This window comes from Bartonella sp. AC10YNML, assembly GCF_042196825.1.
Lineage (GTDB): Bacteria > Pseudomonadota > Alphaproteobacteria > Rhizobiales > Rhizobiaceae > Bartonella.
On sequence record NZ_JBHIRA010000028.1, the window covers coordinates 1 to 8,462 of the forward strand.

Below are 8,462 nucleotides of genomic sequence, written 5' to 3' on the forward strand. Positions count from 1 at the left end.
GCTATTTGTCTTCGCTTCACCTGATCCATGCGTCGCTACAAAGGCTTTAGCCGTTTCACTCCACAACAAGGAATCACCTTGAACTGATTGAGTAATATTACTTATTTTTTCATCAAACTTTTTGACCTCATTAGACAGATGCGTATTTACATTCTGGACACTCGTATCAAGACCCGCAAACGCACTTCCAACATCGTTATAAGTATTATCCGTTACCGCACCATCATTAGTAATATTAGAGATTTTATAAGAAGGAGCTGTCCATGTGCCATTCTCATACTTAGCGTTACCACCAAAATATGTTGCTACCTGATCGCCCAATTTATGAAGCTGATTACCCGTCACTGCATCCGTCGAGCCAGATTTAATGTCCCCATCTAATAGAGATGTAAGCTTGCTATTTGTCTTCGCTTCACCTGATCCATGCGTTGCAACAAAGGCTTTAGCCGTTTCACTCCACAACAAGGAATCACTTTTCACATCAGCAATGTCTTTGCCTATTTCATTCTTAATATTCGTGATGGAATTATTCACATTGCTGAAAGAAGTACTTACACCAGAAAAGGCTGTGGTTACATCATGATACTCTTTATCTTCTGTATTGCCATCTTCTTTCACGCTCTTAATCGTGAATGTAGGGGCTGTCCATGTGCCATTTTCATACTTAGCATTACCACCAAAATATGTTGCTACCTGATCGCCCAATTTATGAAGCTGGTTACCCGTCACTGCATCCGTCGAGCCAGATTTAATGTCCCCATCTAATAGAGATGTAAGCTTGCTATTTGCTTTCGCGTCCCCTGATCCATGCGTTGCAACAAAGGCATTCGCCGTTTTGCTCCAGTTCAAGGAATCACTTTTCACATCGGCAATGTCTTTGCCTATTTCATTCTTAATATTCGTAAAAGAGCTACCTACACCGGAAAACGCTTCCGCTACATTACCATAGCTTTTCTCTTCATCATGGCCTTCAGAATTGATTATTTTAACCTTGAATGTAGGAGCTGTCCATGTGCCATTCTCATATTTAGCGTTACCACCTAAAGATTTTGCAACTTTATCACCTAGGGTATGAAGCTGATTACCCGTTACAGCATCCGTTGAAATAGCAGAAATATCTCCATTTTGGAGAGATGTAATCTTGCTGTTTTCTTTCTTGTCTCCATGTATCGCTACAAAAGAACCTTTGGACTTATCCCACAACAAAGCGTCATTTTTAGCAGCCGTAATGTCCTTTTCAATCTCTTTGCTAATTTCATCCTTAATATTATTAAATTTATCTTTAACATTCTCGAATGAAACACCAACACCGGCAAAGGCAGATGCAACATCGCCATAAGTCGAGTCAGAAACACTACCATCAGATGCAAATTTTTTAACCTTGAATGTAGGTACTGTCCATGCGCCATTTTCATACTTAGCATTACCGCCCAAAGATTTTGCAACACTGCTTCCTAGGGTATGAAGCTGAGAACCATTTATGGCATCAGTTGAGGTTGCTGTAATGTCTCCATTTTTAAGAGACGTAATCTTGCTACTTGTATTCTCCTCACCATGTGTCGCTACAAAGGCATTCGCCGTTTTGCTCCAAATTAAAGAATCACTTTTTTCACCAGCAATTTCTTTTGTAATCTCATTCTTAATATTCGTGATGGAATCACCAACACCGGCAAAGGCAGATGCGACACTGTCATAAGCCGAGTCAATAACGTCACCATCAGAATTGAACTGCTTAACTTTGAATATAGGAGCAGTCCACGTGCCATTCTCATACTTAGCATTACCACCTAAAGATTTTGCAACACTGCTTCCTAGAGTATGAAGCTGAGAACCATTTATGGCATCAGTTGAGGTTGCTGTAATGTCTCCATTTTTAAGAGACGTAATCTTGCTACTTGTATTCTCTTCACCATGTGTCGCTACAAAGGCATTCGCCGTTTTGCTCCAGATTAAAGAATCACTTTTTTCACCAGCAATTTCTTTTGTAATCTCATTCTTAATATTCGTAATGGAATCACCAACACCGGCAAAGGCAGATGCGACACTGTCATAAGTCGAGTCAGAAACACTGCCATCAGATGCAAATTTTTTAACCGTGAATTTAGGTGCTGTCCATGCGCCATTTTCATACTCAGCATTACCGCCCAAAGATTTTGCAACACTGCTCCCTAGGATATAAAGCTGGGAACCATTTACAGCATCGGTTGAGCCTCCTGAGATCCTACCAGGAGAAACATCCAAAAGAGTCCGAGATTTACCTTCACTATTCTTAATAGTTAACTTCGTTAATGGTGAGCTAGCAGCAATACTTACCGCCCTGTCTTCATCCGCTCGGCTTAGTGATGGGAGTGAACTCCTCATAAAAGGAAGGTTGCCTCTGTCTATATTCTCATGCTGATCATACCCTTGAGATAGATTATTTTGTTTCTTCTCAATGACAGGAGACTCTTTTATTTCAATAATCTGATGATTCAAACTTGTGAAATCATTCTTAGCGCCAGAAAATGCTTCCACTACATTCTCATAACCTTCACTGCCCAAAAATGCAGTATCAAAAGCATTTTTAGTTTGAAAGTTAATATTATATTTTAAGTTTTTGAAGTTTTCTTCACCCCCCATACCTGCAGAGCCACTCTCTTTGTATAATTTACTGCCAACGATATAGGCTGGCGGAATACCTTTAAGCACATTTGTAGCACCACTAAAATCGTTTGATACGTCATTTACAATATGAGCAGTAGCAAAAACAGGAAAAAGGGTTGATAAAAAAACAATCACTGAAGCCACTGAAAGTGCTTTAATAAAAGGTAATTGATAAAACAAGCAAGAATTTTTAAAACCATTCACCACTGGCGCCTTTGATGTGGTACATAATTTTTTCATAATAAATTCTCCAAGTAAGAAAAATATATCAAGAACATTAAAAAGACATATTTCAGCACTAAAGGTAATTTGAGGATTTGTTTTTCGTCTGTTCTTTATAAAGCTTAGGTTTTTCGCAAAGATTGAAAGGAGCAGATTAGAACTCCGATGAGATTACGATTAACGTTGATTAATAGTTTGGTTAGTGAGGTTTTGGTTTATTCTGCCTTTAAGCAAGTTGTTTGTTTGTAGTAATTTCTGAATTTGCGGGTAAGAATAGAGAATGAAAGGGACATATTTGTACGCTACTGTTAGATGTGTGATTTATAGTTATTTGAAATAAAAGAGTTCGTTTTGTATGCTTAATGGACAGTGAATATTTATGAGGGAAAGGTTTAGGTCATTTAGACCCCGTGATAAGTTCAGGTAAAACTTTTATAGGATTATTGTGGTTTTATCACAAGAACAAGTGATTTGTTTCTTGATTTCTCGAGTCATTTTCCTTGAAAGCTTTTAGAGCAAAATGACGATAATCGTGTGATTCTTTCATAACTTTCCGCACCTCCCTTTGCGAGAATTTTTTTGTTCTGTTTGTTCCAGAATGAGTCTTATAGAATTTTAAACAAAATAGCAAGGAGAAAAATGAATTTAATTATTTTTACAGAATGAGTCTTTCTGATTTATGTAACGTAAAATTCTCTATAATAAAAATTCATAACTTTTACGCGTTATAGACTTATGTAGAGGTTCTGTTTTACAGTCAGTTTGAGGTATCTCCGTTTTGTCCAAAATGAGTCTTAGTTTCATTGCCACTGCTGTGTACAGAGAAATAATTAAAATAGTAAAAAGTGAGATTTTTTTGTTTCTTTAAGCATATCCCCCCAATAGATATTTTTTATTAATGAAATTATAAAACGTACAGTTTTAAAATACTGTGCAATTATGCACTCTATCAATTTATATGATAATATTACTCTGCATTTGTAAAATTTTTATTAAAGCGCTTCATTTTTTACTCAATTCAATCTCACTAAAATTATTCCTATAGAATATATTGTGATGAGACTTTATAAGTATATTACTCTGATAATATAAATTCGCCCTTGTCTGATAAGACAAGGGCGAAACTTCGCTTAAATTGTAGTTTTTCATATTCTCTGGTGTTATTTTAATTTTAGAGTTATTCCACCACCTACACCCCACTTACCGCCAGCACTGGTTGCTGATAAATTAGAACGAATCTTGCCATCTTCAGATGTATAACCTGCACCAATCGCAAAGGCAGATTGTCCACGCCAAAAACCGCCACCAAATGAAACACTCACAGATCCTGGATCATCGAAGTAACGTAAGTTAGACACTGCCAAACCAATCGCTGCTGCTTGCCTAGCCTCTTTGCGCACATTCGTAATATCATAACTTAGTGCGTCAAACTTCATATCGGTATAGGATTTCGCCTCGTTAACACCTTTACTGACTTGATCAGCCGTATATTTGTTCGCACTTTCAAGAGTAATCCTCATCTGCTCCTCGGTATGCTTGTATAACTGACCACCATTCACTGCGTCCTTAGAGTCTTTTTTAATTTCTCCATCTTTAACATTAGTAATCAAAACAGGCTCACTGTCATCGACACCTTTTAGAGTGATGCTATTGGTTTTCTTTCCGCTATCATCAGTATCATAGCTAACCGCAACATCCACCTTTTTTTCAATGTTTGTTACCCTGTTTGTAACGCTGTTTACCTTGTTTTCAACTTCTGTTACCCTGTTACTCATCTGTGAAAACTGATTGTCAGTCACCTCATAAGTTGACTTTTCTAAAATTTCACTAGGAGCAACAGTTACCACGGTTGAATTATCCTCCTCATCCATAGAATTTTCCGCCTCATCTATGATAAGAGGTAAGCTTCTTAGAAGACGTGCGCTTCTCATAAAAGGAAAGCCAGCTGTAATATTCTGCCTATCACCACTCCTCGGTGGAACCTCTGTTTCACCAACACCAAGGCCATTATTTATCTTAACAATACCAAGATTCAAAGTTGTTAAAGCATTATTCACACCAGCAAATGCATCTGCAACGTTCTTATAGCTTTTCTGAGTCTCATTACCATCCTTATCAAAGACCTTAACTGTAAAAGTAGGATCATTCCACGTTGCAGAGTCATCATATCCAGCACCACCGCCGAAATAACTCGCAAATGCCTGAGCCATAAAATAAAGCTGGCCACCATTTACTGCTTCGGTCGATGTTGCTGTAAATGCACCACCCCTAATCCCAGAGAGAATTCGTGGAGCATTTACACTGTTTGCAATATCTATTCTATTACCAGCTTCATTTCCACCAATCGTAATAAGTCCAGCGCTATTTTGCTTAACAAGGTTATTCCCTGCCGAATTAATGACTATATTTTCAATCTTTTTATCAAGATTCGTGAAAGAACTATTTACGCCTGTAAAGGCATCTGAAACATTATGATAGCTCTTTTCAGCTCCATTACCATTCTTATCAAAAACCTTAACTGTAAAAGTAGGAGCATTCCAGTTTCCATCTGCATCATATCCAGCATTACCACTGAAATAGCTAGCAACTACATTGCTCATAGCATAAGCTTGAGAACCATTAATTGCATCAGTCGATGTTGCTGTAATAGAACCAGCATTAACACCTGAAAGAGTCCGTGCTGCATTATTAACGTTCGCAATACTTACCCTCGTTCCACTCACTTTTCCACCAATGGTAATAAATCCACCTGCATCTTGCTTAACAAGATCATCACCTGTCCCATTAATGACTATATTCTCAATCTTTTTATCAAGATTCGTGAAAGAACTATTTACGCCTGTAAAGGCATCTGCAACATTCTTATAGTCTCTTTCAGCTCCATTACCATCCTTATCAAAGACCTTAACTGTAAAAGTAGGAGCATTCCAGTTTCCATCTGCATCATATCCAGCATTACCACTGAAATAGCTAGCAATCATATTGCTCATAGCATAAGCTTGAGAACCATTGATTGCATCAGTCGATGTTGCTGTAATAGAACCAGCATTAACACCTGAAAGAGTCCGTACAACATTATTAACGTTCGCAATACTTACCCTCGTTCCACTTACTTTTCCACCAATGGTAATAAGCCCCGTATCATCTTGCTTAACAAGGTTATTTCCTGCTGAATTAATGACTACATTTTCAATCTTTTTATCAAGATTCGTGAAAGAACTATTTACGCCTGTAAAGGCATCTGCAACATTATGATAGCTCTTTTCAGCTCCATTACCATCCTTATCAAAGACCTTAACTGTAAAAGTAGGAGCACTCCAATTTCCATCTTTATAGCCAGCACCACCACCAAAATAGCCTGCAACGACATTGCTCATGGAATAAAGTTGAGAACCATTGATTGCATCAGTCGATGTTGCTGTAATAGAACCAGCATTAACACCTGAAAGAGTCCGAACCGCATTATCAATATTTGCAATACTTACCCTCGTTCCATTTACTTTTCCACCAATGGTAATAAGTCCCGTATCATCTTGCTTAACAAGGTTGTTCCCTGCCACATTAACGACTACATTTTCAATCTTTTTATCAAGATTTGTGAAAGAACTATTTACGCCTGTAAAGGCATCTGCAACATTATGATAGCTCTTTTCAGCTCCATTACCATCCTTATCAAAAACCTTAACTTTAAAAGTAGGAGGCGTCCATTTTACTCTATCAAATCCAGCACCACCACCAAAATAGCTAGAAATAGCAAGACCTAGAGAAAAAATTTGGGAGCCATTAACTGCATCAGACGAGAATGGCGAAATCACACCATTATTAACACCAGTAAGAGTTCTCAATTCATGAGAGCTATTTTCAATGCTTATTCTATTGCCACGTGCATTCGCACCAATTGTAATAAGCCCTGAGCTATCTTGCTTAACAAGATTATTGCCCGCAACTTCAGCAGCATAACGTTCCAAACCATATAATGCAGAGCCAACATCTCTGTACACTCTACCGTTAATTATATAAGTTGGTGCAATATCTTTAAGTACATTTGTACCAGCACCAAAATACTGCGATATATTGCCCCACGCATCACAAGCAGAAACAGGAGAAGCACCGGATAAAAAAACAGCTACTGAAACCAATGAAAGCGTTTTAATAAAAGGTAATCGATAAGGTGAGCAAGATTTTTTTAAATTACTCACTGCTAGCGTGCGTGGTGTGGTATATATTTTTTTCATAATAAATCCTCTAAGTAAGAAAAAGATATTAAAAACATTAAAAAGACACATTCCGGTGCTACTAAGCTCCAGAGATTATTTTTTTATAAAAGATTAGGGTTGTCATAATGCGGAAGAGGACTATCTAAGATATCAATGATATAGTAGTCGACGGGATCGATAGTCCAATTAATAAGGTTTTTATTTATCCTCCTTTAAGGAGGTGGGGTTTTCTTTAGCAGATCCTTTAAATTTAAAGGTGAAGAAAGGTGAACGAAGTGTAGAAAAAACATGTTTGCGTACTATTATTAGGTGTTATGTGTTTAAGAGGCAATAAAAGGTTTTTATTGCGGAAGTTAGTTAAGTTGTTTGCTGAGTAATTTAGAGCATTTTTTGTAGGGTTATTACGCTTCTGCCGTAAAAATAAGCGAGATACCCCTGAGCTTCATATTTATATCTCTTAAAGCTTTTTGAGATCAGATAATTGTGATTTTGTAATTTTGCCATAACTTACCGCACCCCGCTTTGCGAGAAGATTTCTAGTTTCCTTTAATTAATTTTTCGCACTTTATACAGATTATTAAAAAATAGCAAGGAAAAAATGAGATTTTTTATTTCTTTAAGGATACCCCCAGTGGATATTCTATTATAAACTATAAACTGTATAGTTTTCAAATATTGTGCGGTTACACGTATGCTGTTAATTTATATGAAAACATCACTCTGCATTTGTGATTTTTTTGTTAATTAGTCCCATTAAGATTATTATTACAGAATATATTATTATAAAACTTTACAAGTATACTACTCTATGAATTTCTGTGTAAAATATCACTTCTTATAAAATTTTACCCCTTGTCTGATGAGACAAGAAGGAAAAACTCTCTTAAAAATAAATATCGATTATTCAAATAATTCCTTTTGGAGATGATAAATGATTTTTTCATATAAAATTTCACAATAAAAAATATATTTTTACTCGAAATACGCCCTTATCTTTTATTGCTATTCATTTATGATAAAAATAACTTTCCTTCTCTTTAAATGGCACATGTAACGCATTTGATAAGAGAAGGAAAATTTATTTCGAATTTTCTATTGTTAATTCAGTGTTACCCTAAATCCAGCACCTACACCCCAATGTCCCCCAGAACTTGTTGCAGATACGTTAGAGCGAAATCTTCCATTTTCAGACATATAACCAGCTCCAATAGCAAGTGCAGATTGACTGCGCCATACACCCGTACCAAGTGAAAAACTTAATTTTCCCGGTGTATCGTCATAGCTTAAATTAGATACTGCTAGACCAATAGCAGCAGCTTGTCTTGCTTCTTTCCGAACATCCTGAATAGCATAATTCAATGTCTCAAACTTCATATCCGT

General features: G+C 36.8%; 2 protein-coding genes and 1 pseudogene. All 3 read right to left on the reverse strand.

The features are described from left to right. Positions 1–2,883 (reverse strand): annotated as a pseudogene (locus ACFINA_RS09015) (hypothetical protein); the annotation flags it as partial. A gap of 1,142 nt (positions 2,884–4,025) precedes the next feature. Further along, positions 4,026–7,100 (reverse strand): YadA-like family protein, encoded by a 3,075-nt coding sequence (locus ACFINA_RS09020; protein ID WP_375615458.1) that lies wholly within the window; start codon positions 7,098–7,100, stop codon positions 4,026–4,028. A 1,080-nt stretch (positions 7,101–8,180) separates the two neighbouring features. Next, on the reverse strand, positions 8,181–8,462 hold a 282-nt coding region (locus tag ACFINA_RS09025; RefSeq protein ID WP_375615459.1), incomplete at its 5' end, for a YadA-like family protein.

Bases quoted from the DNA above. Each gene is read 5' to 3' on its own strand.
- ACFINA_RS09020 (WP_375615458.1), bottom strand. From the start codon at position 7,100: ATGAAAAAAATATATACCACACCACGCACGCTAGCAGTGAGTAATTTA.